This is a genomic window from Branchiibius hedensis, from assembly GCF_900108585.1.
GTDB lineage: Bacteria > Actinomycetota > Actinomycetes > Actinomycetales > Dermatophilaceae > Branchiibius > Branchiibius hedensis.
In genome coordinates this window covers 1308075-1332210 of the sequence record NZ_UESZ01000001.1, presented here as the reverse complement: position 1 = coordinate 1332210, position 24136 = coordinate 1308075, and the positions used below count along the sequence as shown (strand labels likewise).

Annotated in this window: 27 protein-coding genes; 14 read left to right on the top strand and 13 right to left on the bottom strand. The window is 67.8% G+C overall.

The genetic code is table 11. From position 1 onward, the window contains the following. Positions 1-28 precede the first annotated feature (28 nt). Entirely contained in the window at positions 29-1006 is a 978-nt protein-coding gene (moaA, locus tag DR843_RS06560) for a GTP 3',8-cyclase MoaA (protein ID WP_109684643.1), read from the top strand. Between the two features lie 18 nt (positions 1007-1024). On the opposite strand, the gene DR843_RS06555 is transcribed toward moaA, so the two are convergent. After that, positions 1025-1546: a DUF732 domain-containing protein gene (locus tag DR843_RS06555; protein WP_109684642.1), complete on the bottom strand. Its 522-nt coding sequence runs from the start codon at positions 1544-1546 to the stop codon at positions 1025-1027. Positions 1547-1621: 75 nt separating this feature from the next. Then, a complete protein-coding gene (locus tag DR843_RS06550; RefSeq protein WP_245934031.1) occupies positions 1622-1912 on the bottom strand; it encodes a DUF3099 domain-containing protein in 291 nt (96 codons plus the stop codon). Between the two features lie 66 nt (positions 1913-1978). Here DR843_RS06550 and fabG point away from each other — a divergent pair, with 66 nt between their 5' ends. From fabG to DR843_RS06535, 3 genes are read left to right on the top strand one after another with little or no spacing between them, the layout of a single operon-like run. Continuing rightward, a complete protein-coding gene (gene fabG, locus DR843_RS06545) occupies positions 1979-2716 on the top strand; it encodes a 3-oxoacyl-ACP reductase FabG (RefSeq protein ID WP_109684641.1) in 738 nt (245 codons plus the stop codon). A gap of 1 nt (position 2717) precedes the next feature. Next, on the top strand, positions 2718-3479 hold the full coding sequence (gene fabI / locus DR843_RS06540; protein ID WP_109684640.1) for an enoyl-ACP reductase FabI: 762 nt from the start codon (positions 2718-2720) through the stop codon (positions 3477-3479). 17 nt (positions 3480-3496) lie between these two features. After that, positions 3497-5647 carry a tetratricopeptide repeat protein gene (locus tag DR843_RS06535; RefSeq protein ID WP_109684639.1) on the top strand — a complete coding sequence of 717 codons (2151 nt, stop codon included), beginning with the start codon at positions 3497-3499 and terminating at the stop codon, positions 5645-5647. Between the two features lie 3 nt (positions 5648-5650). Here the strand turns inward: DR843_RS06535 and DR843_RS06530 are convergent, their stop codons facing one another. The 5 genes from DR843_RS06530 to glgC are packed head-to-tail and all read right to left on the bottom strand — an operon-like array spanning position 5651 to position 11589. Then, a complete protein-coding gene (locus DR843_RS06530) occupies positions 5651-7588 on the bottom strand; it encodes a Mur ligase family protein (RefSeq protein WP_245934030.1) in 1938 nt (645 codons plus the stop codon). Beyond that, positions 7540-8508 (bottom strand): cyanophycin synthetase family protein, encoded by a 969-nt coding sequence (locus DR843_RS20520; RefSeq protein WP_245934029.1) that lies wholly within the window; start codon positions 8506-8508, stop codon positions 7540-7542. Before DR843_RS20520 ends, DR843_RS06530 begins: the two co-directional genes overlap by 49 nt. A 15-nt stretch (positions 8509-8523) precedes the next feature. Then, the gene (locus DR843_RS06525; RefSeq protein WP_109684638.1) at positions 8524-9429 is read right to left on the bottom strand and encodes a cyanophycinase; all 906 of its coding nucleotides are present in this window, start codon (positions 9427-9429) and stop codon (positions 8524-8526) included. Next, a complete protein-coding gene (serB, locus tag DR843_RS06520) occupies positions 9422-10342 on the bottom strand; it encodes a phosphoserine phosphatase SerB (RefSeq protein WP_109684637.1) in 921 nt (306 codons plus the stop codon). The genes DR843_RS06525 and serB overlap by 8 nt, the downstream gene beginning before the upstream one ends. Further along, positions 10339-11589: a glucose-1-phosphate adenylyltransferase gene (gene glgC / locus DR843_RS06515; RefSeq protein WP_109684636.1), complete on the bottom strand. Its 1251-nt coding sequence runs from the start codon at positions 11587-11589 to the stop codon at positions 10339-10341. Before glgC ends, serB begins: the two co-directional genes overlap by 4 nt. 72 nt (positions 11590-11661) lie before the next feature. On the opposite strand from glgC, the gene glgA reads away from it, so the two are divergent. Together glgA and DR843_RS06505 are read left to right on the top strand one after the other, a co-directional pair. Further along, on the top strand, positions 11662-12858 hold the full coding sequence (glgA, locus tag DR843_RS06510; RefSeq protein WP_109688650.1) for a glycogen synthase: 1197 nt from the start codon (positions 11662-11664) through the stop codon (positions 12856-12858). Beyond that, positions 12855-13208, top strand: coding sequence for a GatB/YqeY domain-containing protein (locus tag DR843_RS06505; protein ID WP_109684635.1), 354 nt, complete (start codon positions 12855-12857; stop codon positions 13206-13208). The genes glgA and DR843_RS06505 overlap by 4 nt, the downstream gene beginning before the upstream one ends. On the opposite strand, the gene DR843_RS06500 is transcribed toward DR843_RS06505, so the two are convergent. Continuing rightward, the gene (locus DR843_RS06500; protein WP_109684634.1) at positions 13192-13938 is read right to left on the bottom strand and encodes a hypothetical protein; all 747 of its coding nucleotides are present in this window, start codon (positions 13936-13938) and stop codon (positions 13192-13194) included. The two genes, DR843_RS06505 and DR843_RS06500, sit on opposite strands and share 17 nt — an antisense overlap. A gap of 32 nt (positions 13939-13970) precedes the next feature. Between DR843_RS06500 and DR843_RS06495 the strand changes: the two genes are divergently transcribed. The 4 genes from DR843_RS06495 to DR843_RS06480 are packed head-to-tail and all read left to right on the top strand — an operon-like array spanning position 13971 to position 16614. Continuing rightward, entirely contained in the window at positions 13971-14756 is a 786-nt protein-coding gene (locus DR843_RS06495) for an ABC transporter ATP-binding protein (RefSeq protein ID WP_109684633.1), read from the top strand. Then, positions 14756-15562, top strand: coding sequence for a TrmH family RNA methyltransferase (locus DR843_RS06490; RefSeq protein WP_109684632.1), 807 nt, complete (start codon positions 14756-14758; stop codon positions 15560-15562). The genes DR843_RS06495 and DR843_RS06490 overlap by 1 nt, the downstream gene beginning before the upstream one ends. Beyond that, entirely contained in the window at positions 15555-16418 is an 864-nt protein-coding gene (locus DR843_RS06485) for a hypothetical protein (RefSeq protein ID WP_146202501.1), read from the top strand. Before DR843_RS06490 ends, DR843_RS06485 begins: the two co-directional genes overlap by 8 nt. A 4-nt stretch (positions 16419-16422) precedes the next feature. Beyond that, complete coding sequence (locus DR843_RS06480; protein WP_109684630.1) at positions 16423-16614, top strand: hypothetical protein; 192 nt, start codon at positions 16423-16425, stop codon at positions 16612-16614. A gap of 48 nt (positions 16615-16662) precedes the next feature. Here DR843_RS06480 and DR843_RS06475 read toward each other — a convergent pair whose 3' ends face one another. Genes DR843_RS06475 through DR843_RS06460 form a run of 4 tightly spaced genes read right to left on the bottom strand, consistent with a single transcriptional unit; the run spans position 16663 to position 18917 of the window. Then, positions 16663-17247, bottom strand: coding sequence for an NUDIX domain-containing protein (locus DR843_RS06475; RefSeq protein WP_109684629.1), 585 nt, complete (start codon positions 17245-17247; stop codon positions 16663-16665). Further along, positions 17240-17779: a YbaK/EbsC family protein gene (locus DR843_RS06470; protein ID WP_109684628.1), complete on the bottom strand. Its 540-nt coding sequence runs from the start codon at positions 17777-17779 to the stop codon at positions 17240-17242. Before DR843_RS06470 ends, DR843_RS06475 begins: the two co-directional genes overlap by 8 nt. Beyond that, positions 17776-18153, bottom strand: a complete 378-nt coding sequence (locus tag DR843_RS06465; protein WP_245934028.1) for a DUF3037 domain-containing protein — start codon at positions 18151-18153, stop codon at positions 17776-17778. The genes DR843_RS06470 and DR843_RS06465 overlap by 4 nt, the downstream gene beginning before the upstream one ends. Beyond that, entirely contained in the window at positions 18150-18917 is a 768-nt protein-coding gene (locus DR843_RS06460) for a HipA family kinase (protein ID WP_109684626.1), read from the bottom strand. The genes DR843_RS06465 and DR843_RS06460 overlap by 4 nt, the downstream gene beginning before the upstream one ends. 43 nt (positions 18918-18960) lie before the next feature. Here DR843_RS06460 and DR843_RS06455 point away from each other — a divergent pair, with 43 nt between their 5' ends. Continuing rightward, positions 18961-19917, top strand: a complete 957-nt coding sequence (locus DR843_RS06455) for an L-lactate dehydrogenase (RefSeq protein WP_109684625.1) — start codon at positions 18961-18963, stop codon at positions 19915-19917. On the opposite strand, the gene DR843_RS06450 is transcribed toward DR843_RS06455, so the two are convergent. After that, positions 19918-20925, bottom strand: coding sequence for an LLM class flavin-dependent oxidoreductase (locus DR843_RS06450; RefSeq protein ID WP_211310190.1), 1008 nt, complete (start codon positions 20923-20925; stop codon positions 19918-19920). It lies immediately after the preceding gene. 51 nt (positions 20926-20976) lie between these two features. Between DR843_RS06450 and DR843_RS06445 the strand changes: the two genes are divergently transcribed. The 3 genes from DR843_RS06445 to DR843_RS19760 are packed head-to-tail and all read left to right on the top strand — an operon-like array spanning position 20977 to position 24132. After that, positions 20977-21753 (top strand): lysophospholipid acyltransferase family protein, encoded by a 777-nt coding sequence (locus tag DR843_RS06445; protein WP_109684623.1) that lies wholly within the window; start codon positions 20977-20979, stop codon positions 21751-21753. A 34-nt stretch (positions 21754-21787) separates the two neighbouring features. Next, positions 21788-23863: a RecQ family ATP-dependent DNA helicase gene (locus DR843_RS06440; RefSeq protein WP_109684622.1), complete on the top strand. Its 2076-nt coding sequence runs from the start codon at positions 21788-21790 to the stop codon at positions 23861-23863. A 56-nt stretch (positions 23864-23919) separates the two neighbouring features. Then, a complete protein-coding gene (locus DR843_RS19760) occupies positions 23920-24132 on the top strand; it encodes a hypothetical protein (protein WP_146202500.1) in 213 nt (70 codons plus the stop codon). Positions 24133-24136: the final 4 nt, after the last annotated feature.

The window sequence follows — 24136 nt, the reverse complement described above, 5'->3', positions numbered from 1 at the left end:
TGACGTTACTCGGCATAGGGTGGGGCCTATGACGTTGGCCGACCAGTTCGGTCGGGTGGGGACCGACCTACGGGTCTCGCTCACCGACCGCTGTAATCTCCGCTGCACCTACTGCATGCCCGAAGAGGGTCTGAACTGGTTGCCGCGCAGCGAACACCTGACCGATGACGAGTTGGTGCGCGTGGTCGGTCTGTTCGTCGCCGAGGGTGTCACGTCGGTCCGCTTGACCGGCGGGGAGCCGCTGCTGCGCCGAGGACTGCCGGGCGTCGTACGCCGATTGGCCGGCTTGGCCCCGCGGCCCGAGTTGTCGTTGACGACCAACGGGATCGGCCTCGACCGGTTGGCCGAGCCACTGGCCGAAGCGGGTCTGAACCGGGTCAACGTGTCCTTGGACGCCGTCGACCCCCAGATCTATGCGCGGTTGACCCGGCGCGATCGGTTCCACGACGTGGAGCGCGGGCTCAAGGCGGCAGCCGATGCCGATCTACTGCCGGTGAAGGTCAATGCGGTCGCGACCCGGGACGGGGAAGACCCGGTCCGGCTGCTCTCGTGGTGCGTGGACCGCGGCTACAACCTGCGGTTCATCGAGCAGATGCCGCTGGACGCCGGGCACACCTGGGATCGCGCCACCATGCTGACCAGGGATGAATTGCTGGCCACGTTGGGGAAGACCTTCGGGCTGACGCCGGTGCAGGAGCGGGGCAGTGCGCCGGCCGAACGGTTCACCGTGGACGGTGGACCAGCGACCGTCGGAATCATTGCCAGCGTCACCGCGCCGTTCTGCGGATCGTGTGACCGGGTGCGGCTGACCGCTGACGGGCAAGTGCGCAACTGCCTGTTCGCGCAGGATGAGGGCAACCTGCGCGACCCCCTGCGGGCCGGCGCAAGCGACGAGGAACTGGTCGCCATCATCCGCGCAACCATGTGGCGCAAAGCCCGTGGACACGGGATCGGCCGCCCGGATTTCGTGCAACCCGAGCGGCCGATGTCGAGCATTGGCGGCTGACCGCGCCGCTGACTGCGATCAGGCGCCGGCCGTCACCTTGGAGGTGTACTGCGGGCACAGGGCACCGATGGACACGCCGAGGAAGTAGCCGGCGTTGGTGGTGCTCCAGTCGGGGTGCTTGTCCTTCAGGTCGCCGATGACCGTCAGGATGTTCTTGTCCTGGCCCATTTCGCCGCAGACCCACTGGCCATCCGCCAGCGCGGCTTCGTCGGTGATCGTGGGGAAGCGCTGCTTCACCACCTTCAGGAACGCGGCCTTGTGAATCGCGTCGACGCTGGTCGACGGGCTCGGCGCGGCGGTGCTGGTCGACGTCGGTGCCTCGGAACTGGTCTCCGAGGTGGTGGTCTCGCTCGGCATCTCGCTGGTGGTGGTTTCGCTCGGGGTGTCGCTGGTGGTGGTTTCGGTCGGTGCCTGGGAGGTGGTCGTAGTCGTACCTGCACCGGTGGCGGTGGGGTTGACGGTGACGGATGAGCCGCACGCTGAGAGCACCGCGGCGGCGGCGACGGTTGAGGCGGCGGTGAGCAGGAGGTTTTTGGACATGCCTTGATCGTGGCACGCAATGGCGCACAGGGCCACTCGCCCCGCAACTCGGCGGAGAACTCCCGACAGTGCCCGTCAGGATCGGCCGGAGGGCAACTGCTGGTCGGCCCGTCGCGGTCGCACCGAACCGCGGACATCGACGCGCCGTTGATTACTCGCGTTGGCGAGCACAACGGCGACGTAGGGCAGCAGAATGGCCGCGATCGCGAAAACCCACCGGATCCAGCCATGGGTGAAGATCGCCAGCACGAAGCACAGCGTTCGAATCGTCATCGAGATGGTGTAGTTACGCATCCGGATGGACTGGTCGCCCTTGGGCGACGCCGGCAGATTCGTTGCCGACGGCACGCTGGGCTTGTCACTCACCCGTTCAGGATAGGCGCCGGGTCGCCGATAGGGACTACCCCCCAGTAGTGCACTAACGTCGCGCGGGTGAGCCAGAGCGAGGTCGAATCCGAGGCAGTCCCACGAAATGTCCTGGTGACGGGCGGTAACCGCGGGATTGGCTACGCCATCGCCGCCGCGTTCGTCGACCAGGGCCACAAGGTCGTCGTCACCTCACGCACCGGTGAGGGTCCGGACGGCGCGTACGCAGTCGCGGCCGATGTCACCGACAGTGCGTCGGTGGACGCCGCGTTCACCGAGGCGGAGCACTGGTGCGGCGGCCCGATCGAGGTGGTCGTGGCGAATGCGGGTATCACCGCCGACACCCTGTTGATGCGGATGAGTGACGACGACTTCGATCGCGTGCTCGACACCAACCTGGCCGGAGCCTTCCGGGTGGCCCGACGGGCCAGCAAGAGCATGATCCAGCGGCGGTTCGGCCGGCTGATCTTCATCTCCAGCGTCGTCGCGCTCTACGGCTCGCCGGGGCAGGGCAACTACGCGGCCTCCAAGGCGGGTTTGATCGGATTGGCCCGCTCCATCACCCGCGAACTGGGTGGGCGGGGCATCACCGCGAATGTCGTGGCGCCCGGTTTCATCGACACCGACATGACCGCAGCGTTGCCGCAAGCGCAGCAGGATGCCTATCTGGCGGCGATCCCGGCCGGTCGGTTCGGTAGCACCAAGGACATCGCACGAGCGGTGCGGTTCCTCGCCAGCGATGACGCGGCGTACATCAGCGGAGCAGTCGTCCCAGTGGACGGCGGACTGGGAATGGGGCACTGAGATGGGTCTGCTCGAGGGCAAACGCCTGCTGATCACCGGGGTCCTGATGGACTCCTCCATCGCCTTCCACGTGGCCCGGTTGGCCCAGGAAGAGGGGGCGCAGGTGGTGCTCACCTCCTTCGGCCGAACGATGAAGATCACCCAGACCATCGCCAAGCGACTGCCGCAGACACCGCCGGTGCTGGAACTCGACGTGACCTCCCAAGAGGACCTGGACTCGCTCGCCGAACGTCTCGGCGAGCACGTCGACGGCCTGGACGGGGTGCTGCACTCGATCGGTTTCGCCCCACCGGGCGCGTTCGACTTCCTCAGCGGCACCTGGGAGGACGTCGCGACGGCCCTGCACGCCTCGGCGTACTCGCTCAAGGCCTTGTCGGTCGCGACTCTGCCTGTGCTGCAACAGGGTTCGTCGGTGGTGGGGTTGACCTTCGATGCCAAGTTCGCCTGGCCGGTGTACGACTGGATGGGAGTCGCCAAAGCGGCGTTCGAGTCGACGAACCGCTACCTGGCGCGCGATCTCGGTCCGCGCGGGGTCCGGTGCAATCTGGTCGCTGCGGGTCCGATCCGGACAACCGCGGCCAAGTCGATCCCCGGTTTCGAGCAGTTCGAGAACACCTGGTCCACGCGCGCCCCCCTCGGGTGGGATGTGCGCGATCCAGAACCCGCTGCGCGCGCCTGCGTGGCGTTGCTGTCGGACTGGTTCCCGGCCACGACCGGTGAGATCGTGCACGTCGATGGCGGTGTGCACGCGATGGGCCAGTAGCCGCCTACGCTGGACCCATGACGCGAGTTGCGGTGCGGGTCCTGGAAGGGCCGAACCTCTACTTTCCCCGCCCCGCAGCCAAACTCACGCTGGACCTTCCAGAGTTGCTCTCCTGCCCTCCGGCACGCTTCCTGGTCCTGGCCAGTGAACTCGGCGTACGGCGATCGGTCGTCGGGGCGCCGGACAGCGCCGCCCGCCAACGCGCCCTGATGAGTCTGTTGCCGCCGGTGGTGCGGCGGATCTCACGGGAGGCGGGAATCACCAGACTGGGGATCCGCGTGCGATCGGGTGAGCAGCCGCACCAGGTCGTCCTGGCCTGCCCGGTCCGCAGCCGGGGCCGCGCACAGGCCCTGGGCACGGCCCTGGGTTCGGTGTTGGACGCGGCCATCGAGGACGGGTTGGATCCGGGGGTCTGGACGCAGGCGGCAGCGACCGTGCGCGGTGCGCCCGCCGATGAGCTGCTGGAGCCGATCACGCCCCAGGTGCCGACCGTCTCCGTGACGGGAACCAACGGGAAGACCACCACGACGCGGCTGATCGCGCACCTGGCGATGACGGCGGGACTGCGCACCGGGTGGAGCTCGACCGACGGTGTCTTGGTCCAGGGGGACGTGGTCGTCTCCGGTGACTACTCCGGCCCCGCGGGTGCCCGGACGGTGCTGACCGCACCCGGTGTCGAGTTCGCGGTCCTCGAAACCGCCCGTGGCGGAATGCTGTTCAAAGGTCTTGGAGTGGCGACCAACGATGTCAGCGTCGTCACCAACGTCAGTGCCGATCACCTCGGCATGCAGGGAGTCGACACGCTCGACCAGTTGGCCGAGGTGAAGGCGATCGTCACGAAGGTCACCTCCGGCTGGGTGGTGCTGAACGGCGACGACCCGAGGGTGTGGACCATGCGGGCAACGGCACCGGCCCCACCGTGGTGTTTCAGTCTGAGCCCCGACTCTCCTGCTCTGCGCGAGTCACAGGCGGTGCGTGGTCGCGGCATCACGGTGCTCGACGGGGACATCGTCACGATCGACGAGCACGGTGAACTCGAGCGGTTGATCAACGTCCTCGACGTACCGATCACGCTGGCCGGACTGTCCGAGCAGAACGTCGCCAATGCCCTCGCCGGTGCCGCCGCTGGGCTGGCCGCCGGTCTGCCGCGGGAGGCCGTGATCGAGGGACTGCGCACGTTCGCGCCGGACGTCGCCCACAACCCGGGCCGGATGAACATCTACTCCCTGCGGGAGGCGACGGTCGTGCTGGATATGGCCCACAACGAGGCCGGGCTGGCGGCGCTGCTGACGGTCGCTTCGGGGCTGCGTCCACCAGGAGCCGAGTTGTGGCTGGGACTGGGCACCGGTGGCGACCGCACCGACGAGATCCTGGTCAACCTGGGCGAGCAGGCGGGACTGGTCGCCGATCAGGTGCTGCTGGTCCACAAGGAGCACTACCTGCGCGACCGCAACAAGGACGAGATGATGGGCCTGATGCGGGAGGGACTGGCCCGCGCCGGCGCTGTCCCGATCGGTCTGAGTGACGACGAACCCTCAGCTCTGGCAACCCTTCTGGAGCAGTCCCGGCCCGGTGATGTCGTTGCTCTGATGACCCACGAAGACCGCGCGACACTGCACGACTGGCTGATCGCGCAGGGGGGTCACGAGGACGATGCTGCGGCCATCCGGCGCAAGGTCCTCACCGCAGCGGGTCGGCACGAGTTGGACGCGGCGATCGATGACCTGTGGACGATCGAGGACGACCGGTTGCGCATCGAGCGCGCGGCGGCTTTGGTGGCGCAGCATCCGGAAGACGCCCGGCTGCGGTACGAGTACGCCGGAACCTTCGACAGCGCAGGTCTTGAGCAGGAAGCGCTGGGCCACTACGACCTCGCCATCGACGGCGGCCTGAACGAACCGTTCCGACACCGGGCGCTGATCCAGAAGGCGAGCACGCTGCGGCACCTCGGGCGGCTGGAGGACTCGCTGGCGATCCTGGATGCGTTGGCCGAGGAACGCCCGAACAGCGTTGTCGTGCAGGCATTCCGTGCATTCACGCTGCACGACCTCGATCGCGACGCCGAGGCGCTGCGCGACGTTCTGCGCGCGGCGCTGGCCGGCTCGACGGACCCGGACGTGGCTCGCTACCCGTCGTCGCTGCGCCGGTTCACCGACGCGATCTGCTGACGTCTACGGCTCCTGGTCCTCCAGGACTTTGCGCAGGTCCTCTTCGTCTTGCGCAGACTGCAGGGCGGCCTGGTCGGACAGCTCCCGCGGATCGAGGTCGGGGTCGCCCGGCTGCCATTCGGTGGTGCGCGATCCGGCGCCGGCCTGGTTGGTGTAGTCCTCCAATTCGGCGACGACCTTGGCGTGCTGGTCGACGCACAGCACCACGAGGTCGCCGGGGCGGGCCCGATTCATCGCCTCACGGGTAGCTTCGAGCTCATCGAGCACGGTGACGACGGTCTGGCAACGGGCGCCGTCCGCAATGGCTGCCTCGATACCTTCGGCGAGCAGTTCGGCGGAGACACCCTTCTCCCGGCGCCGCAGGTTCTCGTCCTCGCGCACCACCAGGACGTCGAAGTGCTGGGCGGCGATGGTGCCCAATTCCATGATGTCGGCGTCGCGACGGTCGCCCGGGGCACCGATCATCCCGATGCGCGTCACCGGGTGCTCGACCGAGCGCTCCTTCTGCGCGGCGTACCGCTCCACGAATTCACCCAGCTCCCGCATACCGGGTGGGTTGTGGCAGTAGTCGACGAAAACGTCGCAGCCGTTGATCTCGGCCTTGTTCAGACGTCCGGGGGACAGGTAGTACGACGTGGTGAAGGTCCGCAAACCCTGCCGGATGTCATGCAGCGGAGCCCCCGCGGCGAACGCCGCTCCAGCGGCGGCCAATGCGTTGGCAACGTTCATCCGGGCGGCGCCGCCGAAGGTGGAGGGCAACAGGTGTGTCCAGGCCAACGGCATCGAGCGGCGGCCTTGCTTCAGGACGATCATCTCGCCGCGATCGGTTGGTTCGAGGACGACGGCTCGGGCACCACGCCGGCAGCGGTCGTCGATGAATTCGCGGATCCGGCTCCCCGGCGGCTCCATCGAGAACCACACCACCGTGCCGCTGCACCGCCGCCGCATCGCCCGGACCAGGTCATCGTCGGCGTTCAGGACAGCGAAACCGTCCCGCGGAACCGCCTCGACCACCACGGATTTCACGTTCGCCAGATCCTGCAACGTCTCGATCCCACGAGTACCAAGGTGATCGGCCGCGATGTTGGTGACCACGGCGATGTCGTTGCGGTCGTAACCCAGGCCCTCGCGCAGGATCCCGCCGCGCGCGACCTCCAGGACGGCGAAATCGACCCGCGGGTTCTGCAGCACCATCCGCGCCGACCGCGGACCGGAGGCGTCGGCTTTGATCAGCAGACGCTCATCGATGACGATGCCGTCCGTGGAGGTCATCCCCACCTTGCGACCCATGCCCTTCATGATGTGCGCGAGCATCCGGGAAGTGGTGGTCTTGCCGTTCGTGCCGGTGACCGCGACGATCGGCACCCGTGCCGGGCTCCCCGGCGGGAAGAGCAGGTCGACGACCGGTTTGGCGATGAACTGCGGCTCACCGACGGTCGGGTGGGTGTGCATGCGGAAGCCCGGAGCGGCGTTGACCTCACAGATCGCACCGCCGGTCTCCCGGACGGGCGCTGTGATGTCGGGACAGATGAAGTCGATACCGGCGACATCCAGACCGATGACCCGGGCGGCCTCTTCGGCGATCTCGACGTTGTCGGGGTGCGCATCGAACGTGCGGTCCACCGAAATGCCTCCGGTCGACATGTTGCCGGTGAGGGCGAGTTTGACCATCTCGCCCTTGGGCGGAATGTCGCTCATCGCGTACCCCTGGTCGGCCACCAACTCGACGGCGGCATCGTCGACCCGGATCCGGGTCAGCACCTTCTCGTGGCCGACCCCGCGGCGCGGGTCGGCGTTGGTGATGTCGACCAGTTCGGTGACCGAGTGCTCCCCGTCGCCCATCACGTGGGCCGGAACGCGTTCGGCGATGGCGGCCATGTGACCGTCGATGATCAGGCAGCGGTAGTCCTTCCCGGTGATGAAGGACTCGACCTGGACCACACCCCGGCGCGACTCCGCCTCGGCGACGGGGAAGGCCTCCCGGATGTCTTCCTCCGAGCGCAGGTTGAGGCAGACCCCCGGCCGTGGTTGCCGTCCAACGGTTTGACCACGACGGGGTAGCCAATCCGGCGGGCGGCCCGCACGGCGGCGTCCTCTGAACGCACCGTCTCCGCCTTCGGCACCGGTAGACCTGCGGAGCCGAGCAAGGTGGTGGTGAGGTTCTTGTCGCCGGCGATGTCGACTGCCAACGCGGACGTCTGCGAGGTCATCGTGGCGCGGATCCGCTGCTGGTGCACGCCCTGACCCAGTTGGATCAGCGAATACTGGTTCAACCGGGTCCACGGGATGTCCCGGCTGACCGCTTCCTCGAGGATGGCCGCGGTGGACGGACCGAAGGCGGTGCGGGCAGCCAACCGGAGGTAGTCGTCCCGCTCGGTCGTCCAGTCGAAGTCGGGATCGTGCTCGACCAGGTCGTTGACCAGTCGCACGGCCAGTTCGCCGGCCGCGAGACCAACCCGCTCATCGACGTACCCGAAGACGATGTTGTAACGGCCCGGAACGTCCTTGACCGCGCGGGTCTTGCCGCGGCGCATGTCGTGGCCCGCCTCCTGCTGCAGTTGCAGCGCCACGTGCTCGGTGACGTGACCCAGCCAGGTCCCTTCCCGCAGACGTTCGACGAAGCCGCCGCGGTAGCCACGGGAGCAGGTGTGTTCGGCGAGGGCTGGGAGGGCCTCAAGAAGTCGATCGGTGAAACCGGGCAGCGTGTCGGTGGGGTAGGACTCGAGCACCCCCAGGTCGACGACCAGATGGATTGCCTGCTCGAAGGACCAGACATTGGGGCCGCGGTAGACGCGCCGCTCGGCGATGGTGAGTTCTGGGGCCGGTGGGCCGGACGGTTCGGGTCGTTCGGGACGGGACAACGTGGGGCCTCCGGATCAGTGGCGCAGGGCGGCGGCAGCGGCGGCGGTGTCGTGCCGGTCGCGGCTGAAGGACACCGAGATGTCGGCGTTCTTCTCGACGAAGTGGGTCAGGGTCGCGGTGGTCAGATCGAACGTCGCACCGAACGGCAGCGAATGCACGACGGCGCCCGAAACCAGCAGCGGCGCATCACGTTTGGCCTCGTGAGCATCCGTGATGGCCGACCGCGCGTCGACGACGAACACGGCGCCGGACCCGACGACGGTCAGTTCGGTCTCATCGCGGATCTCAGCGGCGGTGTCCTCGTCGATCCCCATCCCGAGCAGGCTGGGGGAGCCGGCCACCAGGGACATCAGCCGGCCGTAGCGGGCGCGCTGGTCGAAGTGCTGGTCGACGATGACCCCGGTGAGCAGCCCCAGCCCCACGGTCAACTGGCTCGAGCGTTGTCGGGGTGTGACCCCTTCCTCACCCATCGAGATCATGAACTGGCTCATGATCGAGGCGCCGGCACTGGTGCCGGCGATGACCGCTCCCCGGCGGTAGGCGCGCAACAGTGCTTCGCCCATGGGGGTACCGACGACGAGCTGGGACAACCGCAACTGGTTACCGCCGGAAAGGAACACGCCGGTGGCCTGGTCCAGGCGGGCGACCAGATCCGGGTCACTACTGGCGCTGCGGGACGGCGGGTTGACCGCGCCGATGTCCTGGACTCCGAGGCGGCTGAACACCGTGGAGTAGACCGACACGACCTCGTCGGGGACGGAGGAGGCGGTCGGGATGATGACGATGTTGGCAGCGCGCCCGCCGGCGAGCCGGACGAACCGGCGCAGGATGGTCACGCGGCCGACCTTGTCCTCGGCGCCGCCGATGATGAGCAGGGTGCGGGGGGCTTCGGTCGCGTCTGCTTCGCGGTCCTCAGTCATGGACCGAGTGTAGGGAGTGCCGGTCGGCGGCGAGACCGAGCATGAACAGGACGCTGTCCAGATGGGGCTGGTTGAGGGCCGCGTGGGCCTGCTCGCGCACGATCGGCTTGGCGTTGTAGGCGATCCCCAGTCCGGCCGCGGCGAGCATGTCCAGGTCGTTGGCGCCGTCACCGACCGCGACGGTGCGCTCCAGCGGGATGCCATGCGCTGTCGCCAACTCGCGCAGGGTGGCGGCCTTGGCGGCCCGGTCGATGATCGGTCCGGTGGTGCGACCGGTGAGTACGCCGTCGCGCACCTCCAGCGCGTTGGCGCGGGCGTGATCGATGCCCAGGTCAGCGGCCAGTGGACCCACGACCTCAATGAAACCGCCGGAGACGACGGCGACGATGAAGCCATGCTCCTTGGCCGTCGTGATCAGATTGCGGGCGCCGGGACTGAGTTGGACCTGCCGGCGGACCTGCTCGAACACGCTCTCGGGTAGCCCCACCAGTGCGGCGACCCGCTGCTGGAGGGACTGCGCGAAATCGAGTTCACCGCGCATGGCGCGCTCGGTGACGACGGCAACCTCGCGTTCGCGGCCGGCGTGTGCAGCCAGGAGCTCGATCACTTCCTGCTGGATCAAGGTGCTGTCGACGTCCATGATCAGCAAACCGGGACCCGCGGTGTGCATCACAACGTCCGTGACAGCCAGGTCGACCTCGTGATTGGTGGCGACCTGCGCCAGTACCGTCCGCAGTGCGGTGATGTCCGTGCCGGTGACCTGGGTGGAGACCGCTGTGAGGGGCCGATCCGTCAGCTTCGTCCACGCATCGGTGCCGCCGCCCACGGAGGCGACCACTCGGCGTACGTCGGACTGGGCGGCTTCAAGAGCGGCAGGGTCAGCGGCGAGGATGACGATAAGGGCAGCGGTCACCCCTCAATGATGGTGCCTTTGCCGACCACGGTGATACCGGAGTCCGTGACCGTGAACCCGCGCGCCCGGTCCTGCTCGTGATCGACGCCGATCGTGACGCCGGCGGGCACCCGCACTTCCTTGTCGATGATGGCGCGCTCGATGACGCAGTCGCGACCCACATCGACGCCGTCCAGGATGACCGAGCCGCGAATGCTGGAGCGGCTGTGCGTGTGCACGTTGAGACCGAGCACGGACTCATCGATGCTGGACCCGCTGATGATGCAGCCGGGGGAGATCATCGAACCGGTAGCAACACCCTGGAGTTGTTCGGCACCCATCACGAACTTCGCCGGCGGGAAGGAGCCGTCGTTGGTCAGGATCGGCCAGTCGTAGTTGTAGACGTTGAACACCGGGTGGATGGACACCAGGTCCATGTGGGCCTCGTAGTAGGAGTCCAACGTGCCGACGTCACGCCAGTAGCCGCGGTCGCGTTCGGTCGCGCCCGGGATCTCGTTGTCCTTGAAGTCGTAGGCATAGGCCTCACCACGATCGACGAACGCCGGGATGATGTTGCCGCCCATGTCGTGCTTGCTGTCGTCGTCTTTCGCGTCCTCGAGCACGGCCTTGACGAGGGCGTCGGCATCGAAAACGTAGTTGCCCATCGAGGCCAGAACCTCATGGGGTGCGTCGGCCAACGGCTTTGGGTCAGATGGCTTTTCGCGGAAGGCGGCGATCTTGTCGTCGCCCGTGTCGGAGAGTTCGATCACGCCGAACTGGTCGGCAAGGCTGATCGGCTGACGGATCGCGGCGACGCTGGCCGCGGCACCGTTCTCCACGTGCCGCATCACCATCTGGCTGAAGTCCATCCGGTAGACGTGGTCGGCCCCGACGACGACCACGATGTCCGGTTTGTGGTCGTAGATCAGGTTCAGGCTCTGGTAGATCGCATCGGCTGATCCGGAGTACCAGCTCTTCCCGCGGCGCTGTTGCGCCGGCACCGGGGTCACGTAGTTGTCCAGCATGCTGGACAACCGCCACGTCTTACTGATGTGCCGGTCGAGACTGTGCGACTTGTACTGCGTCAGCACGACCATCTGCAGATAGCCGCTGTGCGCGACATTGGTCAGCGCGAAGTCGATCAGGCGATAGATGCCGCCGAAGGGGACCGCCGGTTTGGCCCGGTCTGCCGTCAGTGGCATCAACCGTTTGCCCTCGCCGCCCGCAAGGACGATCGCCAGAACTCGTAGACCGCTTCGTCTCGCCATGGCCACAACCTATGCCGCCACGGGCGTATCTGTCGCTGTTTGGATCCCGCCGTTTGGACTAGCGTCATGCGGGTGAGGATCGACGTACTGACCAAGGAATACCCACCGACCATCTACGGTGGCGCCGGCGTGCACGTGACGGAGTTGGTGAAGGCCCTGCGGGCACTCGACATCGAGACCCAGGTCCGCGCCTTCGGTGGGCCGCGGGACGAGGCCGACACCTCGTCGTACGCCGACCTGCCAGAACTCGCCGCGGCGAACGCCACGCTGCAGACGCTGGGTGTCGACCTCACGATGGCGGCCGACTGCGGCGGGGCTTCCGTGGTGCACTCGCACACCTGGTACGCCAACATGGCCGGGCACCTGGCCTCGTTGCTGCACGGTGTACCGCACGTGATCACCGCGCACAGCCTGGAGCCACTGCGGCCGTGGAAGGCCGAGCAACTCGGTGGTGGGTACGCCGTGTCCTCCTGGGTGGAGAAGACCGCCTACCTGGGGGCGGACGCCGTGATCGCCGTCAGCGACGGCATGCGCAAAGATGTGCTGGCCTCGTATCCGTCCCTCGACCCGGCACGGGTTCACGTGGTGCACAACGGAATTGACACCGAGGAGTGGGCGCGAGACGTCTCATCGACGGCAGTGTCCTTCGTCGAATCGGTGGGGGTGGATCCGTCGCGTCCGAGCGTAATCTTCGTCGGTCGGATCACCCGGCAGAAGGGCTTGCCCTACCTACTGCAGGCGGTCGCGTCGTTGCCGCCAGAGGTGCAGATCATCCTCTGTGCGGGGGCACCGGACACCCCCGAGATCCTTGCCGAGGTGGAGTCGCTGGTGGCGGGGCTGCGGTCGTCGCGGGACGGCGTCTTCTGGATCACCGAGATGTTGCCGCGTCCCCAGATCGTGGCGTTGCTCTCTGCCGCAACGGTTTTCGTGTGTCCGTCGATCTACGAGCCGTTGGGCATCGTGAATCTCGAGGCGATGGCCTGCGAGTTGCCGGTCGTCGGGACCGCGACTGGTGGCATCCCGGAGGTGGTGCTGGACGGGCAGACCGGGTGGCTGGTGCCGATCGAGCAGGTGTCGGACGGGACGGGGACACCGGTGTCGCCGGCGACCTTCGTCGCGGATCTGAGTTCTGCTCTGGCGCAAGCAGTTTCGGATCCAGCCGAGGCGCGGCGCCGGGGGATCGCGGGCCGGGAACGGGCCATCTCGGACTTCGGCTGGGAGGCGATCGCGCGGCGTACTGTCGAGGTCTACGAGTCCGTCCTGCGATGACCGCTCCGCTCGTCGGTCGGCTCCGGGCGCAGTTGCGGACGGCGATGAACGCGCGTGACCGCGACCTGGTCGCAGCGCTGCGCAGCACCCTGTCCGCTATCGACAACGCATCGTCCGAGGGCGTCGAAGCGCCACGAGCCGGGGCTATCGAGGCCAGTGCGGCCGGAGCGGGTGCTGCCGAAGCGCCGCGCCGGGAACTCACCGAGGAGGACATCGAAGCCCTGGTCAGATCCGAGATCGCGGAGCGGGAGGCCGCCGCGGTGGCTTTGGAAACCGCCGGTCAGACTGAACGGGCCGGGGTGATGCGGGAGGTGACCGCGCGATTGGTGGCGGCTATTCGGCCGGAATGAGACCGGCGATACGCAGGGCGGCCGAGTTGGTCGCATGCTCAAGGGCGGTAGTGGCCGCGGCCTCGAGAGTCTGCAACTGAGCGGCCACCGCGCCATCGCGACCGCCGACGAGGTCCCCGGTGTGCTCCTGAGCGACCTCGACCGCGGACAGGATCGTGCCCGCGAGTTCGATCAGTCGTGCGGCGCGGGCGGGTAGATCGTCGGGTAGCGCCCAGTTCTCGCTGGGTCGCGACACGGCTGGGCGGCGTAGTTCGGTGCCGCCGAGATCCAGTTCCTCCAGAGCTGCCGTGGATGAGCCCAGAGCGGCGCGCAACTCCCGTTCGGCAAACCCGACGTCGATCCCGGTCAGCCGGTGCTGGGGAACGGGGTCGGCGTCGAACGGCAGGAACTCGACGCTCACGCCCAGGTCGCTGCCCGCGCCGTACTCACTGACGACTGGCACCACCACCCCGCCGAGGCCTGGTACGAAGACGCATTCGCCGTGGTCCATCGCGGTTTGGCGCATCTCCTGCGGCCCGCGGGGCAGCAGGCCAGGCGCGCCGGCACGCGGCAGGGCGCAGGCAAGGACCTGCTCGCCGAATTCGGCCCAGTCGGTGAACCGGCTCACGGCTCCGGAGATGTCGTCGACGTCGGGCAGCGCCCGGTCAACGGCCTCTTCGACGCGCAGGTTGCCGTGCCAGGCACTGGTCACCCACAAGCACAGGCGGGTCGAGGCAGGGAGCGCGAACATCCCCACGATCGTAGGTGGCTAACCTCGGGGGCATGGGTGACGTGCTCGATTTCGACGAGGTGACCATTGTCCGTAGCGGCCGGAAGCTGCTGGACAAGGTCACCTGGGGTGTCGACGAGGGCGAACGGTGGATCATTCTCGGCCCGAACGGCGCCGGCAAAACGACCATGATGCAGATCGCGGCGGCCCAGATGCACCCGACGTCCGGGGTCGCCCGGGTGCTGGATGAGCAGTTGGGCAAGGTCGACGTGTTCGAGTTGCGGCCACGCATCGGCATCGCATCGGCGGCCCTGGCCAGTCGCATCCCGAACGACGAGCGGGTGGGCGACGTGGTGGTGACCGCGTCGTACGGCGTCGTGGGCCGTTGGCGGGAGTCGTACGACGACCTGGACCACGGGCGCGCCGTCGAGTTGCTGGACCTGATGGGCGCCGCGCATCTGGTGGACCGGACGTTCGGGACGTTGAGCGAGGGTGAGCGCAAGCGGGTGCAGATCGCTCGGGCGCTGATGGTCGACCCGGAACTGTTGATCCTCGACGAACCCACCGCTGGAATGGATCTCGGCGGCCGCGAAGACCTGGTGCGGCGACTCGGAGAGATCGCGCAGGACGTCTACGCACCGGCCATCGTGATGGTCACCCACCACGTCGAGGAGATCCCGCCGGGGTTCACCGATGTGTTGATGCTGCGCGAAGGTTCGGTCGTGGTGGCCGGTCAGATCGACGAGACACTGACGGCCGAGAATCTGGGCGCCACATTCGGGATGCCGCTGGTGCTGGACCGGCATGGTGACCGGTACGCGGCCCGTTCCGCGACCTGATGGTCAACTGGATCGATGATCCGGGTGATGAACGGGTCCGCGACTACTTCTCGCTGACCGACGTCGCGCTGCGCCGGATCCTCGAACCGGCTTCGGGGCTCTACATCGCCGAGTCCGAGAAGGTGATCCGGCGGGCGCTGGCGGCCGGTCACGAGCCGCGATCGTTCCTGATGGCCGAGCGCTGGCTGGGGGACATGGCCGACGTCGTTTCGTCGACGGACGCGCCGGTCTACGTCGCATCACCTGAAGTGATCCGGAAGATGACCGGGTTCCATCTGCACCGCGGCGCGTTGGCGTCGATGCACCGGCCGACGTTGCCTTCTGTTGACGACGTGTTGTCCGGCGCGCGCCGGGTGCTGATCTGTGAGGACATCGTCGATCACACCAACGTCGGCGCGATCTTCCGGTCGGCGGCAGCGCTGGGAATGGACGCGGTGCTGGTGACGCCGCGGTGTGCGGATCCGCTCTACCGCAGGGCTATTCGGGTGTCGATGGGCACGGTGTTTCAAGTGCCGTGGACCCGGATCGATCCGTGGCCGGGTGTTGTCCCGTCGTTGCAGCAGGACGGCTGGACCGTGGCGTCGTTCGCCCTTGCTGACGACGCCGTGTCACTGGATGCCCTGGCCGCCGGGCCGCTGTCGCGGTTGGCATTGGTGGTCGGCACGGAAGGCGACGGACTGTCCCCGGCCACCCTGGCGGCCAGCGATCTGGTCGTCACGATCCCGATGCGCGGGGGAGTGGACTCGCTCAACGTGGCCGCCGCGACGGCGGTCGCCGCCTGGGCCCTACGGGTCCTCGATGAGTGATCAATGGGCGCCGACGCCGGCAGCGGTGGCCGCCGGACGAGAGCAATTCGCCGGGCTGGTCGGCTCCGGTTGCTGGACCGGTTGGGTGGCCCTCGTCGAGTACGACGCGCCGGATCCGGAATTCATCGCCGAAGGTTTCGAGGAGCCTTCCCTGACGTTGGGTTTCGCCCCGCTGGCACCGCTGAGAGTGCCGGATGCTCCGGCGTACGTCGACGTCGAGAACTGGCCAGACCTGAACGCCGAACTGGCAGGCCTGTCGATTCGCTGGTATTCGCCAGAGGAGTTGGACGTACTGCAGGCACGGAGCCTTCCGGTGCCCGACCCCGGCATCTTCGACGCGTTTGCAACACTGCGCCGACCCGACGACCGTGCAGCCGCGATGCGGGACAGCCGGACGATCCGCTGGCTGATCCGTCGGTCGGTGTCCGCGTTCCTTCCTCTCCTGGTGGCCACGACGCTGGCCTACGTTGCCGGCACCTGGTGGATCAACGACATGGGCGACACGATCGTCGTACCTGAGCAGTTTCTGGTCGTGATCATGACCGCGGTGCTGTTTCTGTTCTGGTGGTCCGTCGTCGCGGTTGTGCGGGTGTGCCCTTTCTGGTGGACACTCGCCCGGCACCCGTGGCGCGCTGTGGGCGCCGAGATCAGCTACGACGCCGCCGGTTTCACCCTGCGCTTGAACGACGGCACCTGCCGCTGGCGGGCGCGCGGGTCACGCATCCACGAGATCGGCGGCCAGTGTGGACCGACCGCAGCCTGGTATGCCGGGCGGCACGGTGGCCGCGGCATCGTCGCCACGTTGGACCGGCAGCGTTTGGTGCGCGTTCGTAACGCCAACGGCGTGCCAGAGTGATCGCATGAAAGGTGAGGCAGGCAAACAGCTGCGCAGACCCGAGGTGTGGATTCTCTTGGTCATAGGAGTACTGCTCATCGGCCTGGGTCTGGTGTTCATCAGCCTGCCGTCAGGCCGCAGAATCGGTGCGGTGCCGCTCATCCTCGGTGCCGGTGTCTTCGGGATGGCCATCGCCACCATTGTGCGAGGCGGCTAACGGGCGAGCCCGATTCGGCGGGCAACGCGCCTTCTGAGGGATGCTGACTCAGCCGTTCGTCCGCAGAAATGCACTCTCCTCAGTGACTGCGAGAAGGCCGTCGATAGCGCTGACGAAACGGGCGAGATGCGGGTCGGTCGTCATCGGATCCAGGCCCGTCGCCTCCGCGAACGAGAACCACCGCACGCTCGCCATCTCCCGCGTGTCGATCCGCATCGGCTCGTCCTGGCTGAGCGCGATCGCGTACCAGAGACTGACGTCGGTGTGGACCTCGCGGGTGGTGTCCGTGATGGTCACCAGCAAGGGGCCGGCCGCGAGGAACCTCGCCTCAACTCCCAACTCCTCCAGACATTCCCGACGTACGGCGTCCCGCGGGTCTTCGTCGACCTCCACGTGACCGCCGGGTGGCAGCCAGAGACCCGACCGCAGATGCTCCTCGAGTAGCAGCGTTCGTCGCGTGGTGTCGATCGGGACGAAGTAGGACACGAGGTGCGGGGAGGGGGTCGCTGGTCGTTCGACGCGGAACAGGTCCGCGCCGCTGTCGATCCAGGTCAACGCGTCGCGGATGTGTTCTCCGGCCAGTACGTCGATGGGTGCGATCGCGGCCACCGCCGACCGGACCGTCTCACGCATCGACGACCCGGGCCATGCCGTCGATGACCGTGACGTTCGCGAGCTCCGCGGCGCGAGCGCCCGGCATTCGCAACTTGCCTGCCCGAATCCCCGAACCGATGACGATCGAAGCACGCTGCAGCACAGCGGAATCCACCAGAAGCGGCCAGTCATCCGGAAGTCCGATCGGGGTGATGCCGCCGTACTCCATCTGCGTTCGGGTCACCGCGTCGTCCATTGGCATGAAGGAGATCTTGCGCACGTCCAGGTGCCGCCGGACGACGTTGTTGATGTCCGCGCGGGTGGTAGCGAGGACCAACAGGGCAGCCACGCGCTCGACGCCATCGCGCTTGCCGGCCACGATCACACAGTTCGCGGAGTCAGCCAGATCCATACCGGTCGCCTCGACGAGCGCAGCGGTGTCGCTGATCGCCGGGTCGATCGACACGGCCTCGACCTCGTCGGCGAAGTCCAGCGCAGCGACGGCGGTTGCCGTCGAGGGCGCCATCAACGAGGGTGCGGAAGTGGCGGGCTGCCAGACCAGTGACGTCATGTCACCAGTTTCGCCAACAGCCGCTGGAGTTCGGCCGCGGGGTCGGCCGTGACGCCGCCGTGCACCGGCCCCGGCTGCAGGACAGTGCTGCGCGGCGCCGACAACCAGCCGAACCGCTGCCCGGGCTTGGCGTGCTGCGGCAAGCCCGGTGGCGGATCGTCCTCGCACACCCGCTCCAACGCGGCAAGCGACTGAGTCAGCGCGGGCAGGTCCACAGCCGGCGAAAAGGCTTGCAGACGTGGAGCATCCAGCGAGTACGCCACGCCGAGGAAGTCCGCCAGTTGGGCGTAGAGGACGACACCGACGTTGACGAACTCCTCCCGCTCCACCGCGGGCACGTAGCGCAGGACCACGTATTGGTAGCCGTACCTCACGGCAGGTCCCCGGGCAGCCACGCGGCCGGGTTCGCTACCCGCGCAAGGAGATGATCGACGTACGCCGATCGGACACTGGCCGCCGACGGCAGCCATTCGGTGGTCTCCAACCACTCTTCGGGCACGAGGTCGACCACCTCCGCCAGCAGAGAGGGTGTCACCAACGCGGACAGGCGCGCATGGGTCCCCGCCACATCCCGCGCGATCGGTCGCAGGATGTGGCTCTCGGCGTCATAGGGCTGCTCGGCGAACCGGGACGGCGACGGCGCGCGGGTGGGCCAGGCGTGCTGGAAGTAGAGCGCGGCACCGTGGTCGATACACCACGTTTCGCCATGCCACACAAGCAGATTCGGATTCCGCGGGGTCCGGTCGATGTTTGCAGTGAACGCGTCCAGCCAGAGGATCTCGGCGGCTACCGCGGCCGGGGGAGGCGCGGACCCGTCGTACCCGAACGCACCCGGCAGCAGGTCGACGCCCAGGTTCAACCCGACACTCGCGGTGAGCAGGTCCTGGACCTCCTCGTCGGCCTCGTACTTGGCGATGGGGGACGGCAACTCGATGGCTTTGAGGGCCGGCACGCGGATGCCCAGCGCCCGGCCGAGCTCACCGACGATGACCTCGGCGACCAGCACCTTCAGGCCCTGACCGGCGCCGCGGAACTTCAGGACCCATGTGCCGTCATCGTCGGCTTCGACCACGCCGGGCAGCGAGCCACCCTCGCGCAGTGGCGTTACGTAACGAATCGCGCGGGCGGTGGGCAACACACCTATGAGCCTATCGAGGCGGCGGACCCGACAAGATGGAGCCATGAACCCCATCCAGGGCAGCAAAGTCTCGGTCATCGGTGCGGGCGCGGTCGGCGCCACCACGGCGTACGCCCTCCTGACTCGCGGTGCGGCGCGCACCGTCGCCCTCATGGACATCAACAAGGCGAAGGTCGATGCGGAGGTCCTGGACCTCGCGCACGGCTCGGAGTTCAACCCGGCAGCCGACATCATCGGCGGCACCGACGCCTCGGTGTGCGCCGACTCCGACGTCATCGTCTTCACCGCCGGCGCCAAACAGAAGCCGGGGCAGAGTCGTCTCGAACTGGCCGAGACCACCATCAAACTCGCGCAGCAGGTGCTCCCGGACCTCGTGTCCGTGGCGCCCAAGGCGATCATCATCATGGTCACCAACCCGGTCGACGTCGTGACCTACGCGGCCCTGAAGACCACCGGCCTGCCGCCCAACCAGCTCTTCGGTTCCGGCACCGTGCTGGACTCCTCCCGGCTGCGCTACCTGATCGCCCAGGCCACCGGCGTGGCGGTGCAGAACGTGCACGCGTATATCGCTGGTGAGCATGGCGATTCGGAGATCCCGCTGTGGTCGACGGCCACGATCGGCGGTCTGCCGCTGCTGGATTGGACGCCGATGCCAGGCTACGCGCCGGTCGATGAAACGGTCCGGGAGCGGATCGCGCACGAGGTGGTCCACTCGGCGTACCAGATCATCGAGGGCAAGGGCGCGACCAACTATGCCATCGGCCTGGCCACCACCCGCATCGTCGAGGCGATCCTCGGCGATGAACGCCGGATCCTGCCGGTGTCCACGCTGGCCACCGGCTTCCACGGGATCGGCGAGGTCTGTCTGTCGCTGCCCTCGATCGTCGACCGGCGCGGCTGCGACATGCGCCTGGACACCCCGATCAGCGACGAGGAAGAAGCCGGCCTGCTGGCCTCGGCCCGCGCGCTGCGCGCGACGATCGAGCAGTTCGGGCTGTAGCTAGTTCCAGGCCTTCATCAGCAGTTCGTACGACGCGATCCGCTCGGCCGGGTCGTGCACGTTGGTGGTGATCATCAGCTCGTCGGCTCCGCAGGCGGCCGCGCGCTGCGCGATCCCCTCGGCGACCTGCTCGGGCGTGCCGACCGTGGCGAACCGGGCGAAACTCGCCGCGATCTGCTCGTCCAGCGGGGTCCAGTCGTACGCCGCGGCTTGCTCTGGTGAGGGCAGCGGACCGGGCTTGTTCTGCCGCAACCGCACCATGGACAACGCGGCCGCACGTTGCAGCTCGGCCGCCCGCTGCTCGCTGTCGGCCGCGATCGCGGCGACCGCGAGCATGCTGTGCGGCTGGGTGAGAGCGCCCGGTTTGCCGGTCGGTCGGAACTCCTCGCGGTAGATCTGCATCGCCTCGCGCGGGTCCGCCTCGCCGAAATGCCCGGCGTACGCGAAGGCGACACCGGCCGCGGCAGCCGCCTGCGCGCCGTACAGGCTGGATCCGAGGATCCACACCGGAGGCAACGGTACGTCGGTCGGTTGGGCTGAGATCGGGGCGAACGGGTGGTCGGTGGGGAACCCCTCGACGTACGCCAACAACTCGGCGTACTGCTGGGGAAAGTCGTTGGCCATCAGCGCTTCTCGGCTGCGGCGCAACGCCAGTGCGGTCAGCTGGTCGGTCCCGGGTGCGCGACCCAGGCCGAGGTCGATCCGGCCCGGGTGCAAAGCCTCGAGGACCCGGAACTGCTCGGCCACCTGCAACGGTGCGTGGTTGGGCAACATGATCCCGCCCGCGCCCACCCGGATCGTCGTGGTGTGGTCGGCGACGGTCGCGATCATGATCACGGGAGCGCTGCTCGCGACGCTGGGGATGTTGTGATGCTCCGCGACCCAGAAACGGTGATAGCCGAACGACTCAGCGGCCTGGGCGAGCTGCACGGTTTCGCGGAGGGCGTCGGCGCCGGTTCGGCCGGAGGCAATGGGGGACAGATCCAGGACGGACAACGAGATGCTCACGCACAGTGCAACCCGCCCGACCCGGGCGCGCATTCCGCCTAAGCTGGTCGGATGGAGCCTTTTTACGGGAGCATCATCCGCATCGCGCAGGGGGCTTTTGTGGCCCAGGGTCTGAAGGTCACCCGGATCGGTTCGGAGAACATCCCGCGCAAGGGCGGCGCGGTCATCGCGCTCAACCACATCGGCTACATGGACTTCGCGCTGGCCGGATATCCGGCGCTCGACCAACATCGGATGATCCGGTTCATGGCCAAGCAGGAGGTCTTCGACCACAAGATCTCCGGGCCGTTGATGCGCGGGATGAAGCACATTCCGGTGGATCGATCGGCAGGGATCGGCGCCTATAACGAGGCCGTGAAGGCGCTCAGGGCCGGCGAACTGATCGGAGTCTTCCCCGAAGGCACGGTGTCGCGATCGTTCGAGCTGCGGGGCTTCAAGACGGGTGCTGTTCGGATGGCGGCTGAGGCCGGGGTGCCGGTGTTGCCGCTCATCGTGTGGGGGTCGCAGCGGATCTGGACCAAGGGTCACCCCAAGCGTCTTGGCCGGACCAACATCCCGATCACCGTCCGGGTCGGCGAACCGATCTGGATCGATCCTTCCGAAGACGCCGACACGGCGACCAAGAGCCTTCACACGGTCATGGAGACGATGCTGCACGAGGTGCAGGAGGCCTACGAGCCGCTGACCGGGGATGACCTCGTGTTCCTGCCGGCCCGGCTCGGCGGCAAGGCACCGACGCCGGAAGCGGCGGCCACGATCGAGGACGCAGAGCTGGCCCGCAAGAAGGCGGCGTTGGCGGCCCGGCGGGCCCAGCAGAACAAGTCCTGAGCGCTTGTCGGTGCCGCCTGACAGTGTCTGGGGCATGTCGACCAACACCTTGACGCCTGTCGCCGCCCGCACGCTCACGGCGCTGGCCGGTCCCGACGCACACCTGCGCGACGGACAGGGCGAGGCACTCGACGCGTTGCTGCAACCCGGGGCGCGCGTGCTCGTCGTCCAGGCGACCGGCTGGGGCAAGTCGGCGGTCTACTGGATCGCGACGGCGACGTTGCGTTCGCAAGGGGCCGGGCCGACGTTGGTGGTGTCGCCGCTGCTGTCGCTCATGCGCGATCAGGTGGCGGCTGCTTCGCGCGCTGGTCTGCGGGCGGCCACGTTGAACAGCGCCAACTTCGACGACTGGTCAGCAGTCGAATCCGCCCTGCTGGCCGACGAACTCGACGTCCTGCTCGTGTCACCCGAACGGTTGGCGAACCCGGCATTCGGTGAGCGGGTGATGTCCGCGCTGGCGGGCCGGCTCGGGTTGCTGGTGATCGACGAAGCGCATTCCATCTCCGACTGGGGCCACGACTTCCGCCCCGACTATCGCCGGTTGGCGCGGCTGCTTCCCACTTTGTCGCCGTCGGCTCCGGTGCTGGCCACGACGGCGACCGCGAACTCGCGGGTCGTGGACGACGTTGCGGCACAGCTTGGTTCGGCGACAACGGTCCTGCGAGGACCGCTGGCGCGGCGCAGTCTGCAGTTGGCGGTGCTCCCGCGGATGGACCCGCTATCGCGTTATGCCTGGGTAGTGGCCAACCTGCCGTCGTTGCCGGGCAGCGGGATCATCTACACCCTGACCGTGGCCGACGCCGAACGTCTCGCGGACGCCATCAATGCGGAGTACGGCGATCGGTTGCCTGTCGCGGCCTACACCGGTGGAGTGGACGCGGACACCCGGCTGCGGTTGGAGGAGTCGCTGCGCGACAACTCGGTCAAGGCGTTGGTGGCGACGTCTGCGCTCGGGATGGGCTACGACAAACCGGACCTGGGATTTGTTGTGCACGTCGGCGCTCCGCCATCACCGGTCGCGTACTACCAGCAGGTGGGTCGCGCTGGTCGTGCGATCGACTCGGCGGTTGCGCTGCTGCTCCCGGCACCGTCCGACGACGCGGTCTGGGACTACTTCGCAACAGCGACGATTCCGACCGCCTCGGAGGTATCTCGGTTGCTGGCTCTCCTGTCGCAGCAGCCGCAGTCGATCCCGGCGTTGGAAGCAGAGTCCGGCATCCGGCGGTCCCGGGTCGAGTTGTTGCTGAAGCAACTGGCGGTCGAGGACGTCGTCGCACGCACGGCCGACGGTTGGGTCAGCACGGGTGCGACGTGGTCCTTCGATCAGGCGCATTACGACGGGGTCCTCGCCCAGCGACGTGCTGAAGCGGACATCATGCGGGCGTACGTGCGCGGCGAGCGTTGTCTGATGCAGCTGCTGCAGCAGTCGCTGGATGATCCGACGGCGACGCCGTGCGGCAGATGCAGTGTCTGTCTGGGTTCACTGCCGGATGGGCTGAGCGCTGAGGTGCCGTCAGAGGCAGTCGCCAGTGTGCGGTCCCGGTTGCGGACCGGCAGCCAGGTCCTCGAACCTCGCAAGATGTGGCCGGGCGGCGCGTTCGGCACCAAGGGTCGGATCCCACCACAGTTGCAGGCCGAGCCGGGCCGGGTCCTCGTGCACGCCGATGCGGTCGAGTGGTCGACGGAGCTGGCCGGCCCGTTGTCTTCCGACGGGCCCGCATCCGATGACCTACTAGCCGCGGCCGTGAGTTGCCTTGTCGGGTGGAAGGATTCGTGGTCGAGCCGGCCGACCATGATCGTGAGTCTGGCTGCTGCGAACCGTCGCTCGTTGGTCGCATCGGTCGCCGACCGGCTGGCCACGGCCGGCCGGTTGCCGGCTGCCTCCTGGGACGTGTGGTTGGCCGGTCACCCCGGCGCCGCGGCATCCGGTGAGGAGGCGGCGTGGTGGCGCGGCACGCTGGTCGATCCGCCTGCAGTGGCGGGGGAGCAGGTGCTGCTCGTGGTGGACGAAACGTCGTCGGGTTGGGTGTGCACGGTGGCGGCTGCGGCGCTGCGGGACGCGGGTGCGATCGGTGTTCTGCCGTTGGTGATCCACCGAACGGTCGGCTGAGGGCGGCCACCCGGCGGGGGCTAGGTCTGGTACTCCGGGCATGCAAGTGTCGATGAATGAGCGATGACACTCCAGACACGTACGTCCCCGCCGTGGACGAGCAGGACGGTGGCCCAGGATCCCACACCGATGACCAGTCCGGTGGCGCGGACAACGATGTAGCCAGCGGCGGCTCGGACGAAGGTGCCAGTGGTGCTGATGCCGGTCGGGGCCAGGAAGACGGTGAGGAAGACAGCGACGACGGCGGCAGTGAGGATGGCAGCGATTGAGCCG

Coding starts and splice junctions, on each gene's coding strand:
- DR843_RS06480 (WP_109684630.1), top strand. CDS start 16,423: ATGAAAGGTGAGGCAGGCAAACAGCTGCGCAGACCCGAGGTGTGGATT.
- glgC (WP_109684636.1), bottom strand. CDS start 11,589: ATGGCGAGACGAAGCGGTCTACGAGTTCTGGCGATCGTCCTTGCGGGC.
- DR843_RS06485 (WP_146202501.1), top strand. CDS start 15,555: ATGAGTGATCAATGGGCGCCGACGCCGGCAGCGGTGGCCGCCGGACGA.
- DR843_RS06500 (WP_109684634.1), bottom strand. CDS start 13,938: ATGTTCGCGCTCCCTGCCTCGACCCGCCTGTGCTTGTGGGTGACCAGT.
- DR843_RS06440 (WP_109684622.1), top strand. CDS start 21,788: ATGTCGACCAACACCTTGACGCCTGTCGCCGCCCGCACGCTCACGGCG.
- DR843_RS06455 (WP_109684625.1), top strand. CDS start 18,961: ATGAACCCCATCCAGGGCAGCAAAGTCTCGGTCATCGGTGCGGGCGCG.
- DR843_RS06505 (WP_109684635.1), top strand. CDS start 12,855: ATGACCGCTCCGCTCGTCGGTCGGCTCCGGGCGCAGTTGCGGACGGCG.
- DR843_RS06495 (WP_109684633.1), top strand. CDS start 13,971: ATGGGTGACGTGCTCGATTTCGACGAGGTGACCATTGTCCGTAGCGGC.
- DR843_RS19760 (WP_146202500.1), top strand. CDS start 23,920: ATGAGCGATGACACTCCAGACACGTACGTCCCCGCCGTGGACGAGCAG.
- DR843_RS06490 (WP_109684632.1), top strand. CDS start 14,756: ATGGTCAACTGGATCGATGATCCGGGTGATGAACGGGTCCGCGACTAC.
- DR843_RS06525 (WP_109684638.1), bottom strand. CDS start 9,429: ATGACTGAGGACCGCGAAGCAGACGCGACCGAAGCCCCCCGCACCCTG.
- fabI (WP_109684640.1), top strand. CDS start 2,718: ATGGGTCTGCTCGAGGGCAAACGCCTGCTGATCACCGGGGTCCTGATG.
- DR843_RS06535 (WP_109684639.1), top strand. CDS start 3,497: ATGACGCGAGTTGCGGTGCGGGTCCTGGAAGGGCCGAACCTCTACTTT.
- DR843_RS06470 (WP_109684628.1), bottom strand. CDS start 17,779: ATGACGTCACTGGTCTGGCAGCCCGCCACTTCCGCACCCTCGTTGATG.
- DR843_RS06445 (WP_109684623.1), top strand. CDS start 20,977: ATGGAGCCTTTTTACGGGAGCATCATCCGCATCGCGCAGGGGGCTTTT.
- DR843_RS06475 (WP_109684629.1), bottom strand. CDS start 17,247: ATGCGTGAGACGGTCCGGTCGGCGGTGGCCGCGATCGCACCCATCGAC.
- DR843_RS06555 (WP_109684642.1), bottom strand. CDS start 1,546: ATGTCCAAAAACCTCCTGCTCACCGCCGCCTCAACCGTCGCCGCCGCC.
- moaA (WP_109684643.1), top strand. CDS start 29: ATGACGTTGGCCGACCAGTTCGGTCGGGTGGGGACCGACCTACGGGTC.